Origin of the sequence: uncultured Duncaniella sp., assembly GCF_910578445.1 — a bacterium.
Lineage (GTDB): Bacteria > Bacteroidota > Bacteroidia > Bacteroidales > Muribaculaceae > Duncaniella.
Window position 1 is genome coordinate 1 of sequence record NZ_CAJTQC010000082.1, and the last position, 504, is coordinate 504.

The 504-nt window shown below is 45.8% G+C and carries 1 pseudogene; it reads right to left on the reverse strand.

Features of this window, described 5'->3' with window-relative positions:
• Nucleotides 1-292 (reverse strand): annotated as a pseudogene (locus QZ311_RS12420) (hypothetical protein); the annotation flags it as partial.
• Nucleotides 293-504: the final 212 nt, after the last annotated feature.

Below are 504 nucleotides of genomic sequence, written 5' to 3' on the forward strand. Positions count from 1 at the left end.
GATTGTTCGCCTGCTCCATTTCGCTCTCAAACCGAATCCGGTTTATGGAGCTGACCTCCAACAGTTGTTCCCGTGAGCGGTTGACAACATAGTCGGTTGCCGTAACTTTCTTGTCAGGATTGATAGAGAACAGTCCTGAGCTACTGTTCACCTCGACAAACTGCGAAAGCACTTCGGCATCCGCCTCATAAGCCCTTATCGGGGTTGGTTCGTTGAAAACTGTGTTGTCATCACTGCACGCCGTTATCAAGAGGGCGGTGCCAATCAAGGAGGTAAGAATCAGTTTATTCATAACCTATAGCCAATTATTCCACTGACTCGGTGGAGAGATTAATTAAAGAAAACGTGAGCCAACTATGCCACGTCTAAACTGATGGTCGTAGGAAACCTTTGATGCAGATGTAACAATAGTGACCCACGCTATATGCGTGAGAACCACTATGCTATTCCTTGCATCGGTTTCTGAATTTCCTACGTTCACAAACTACAAGATAAGCATAACGC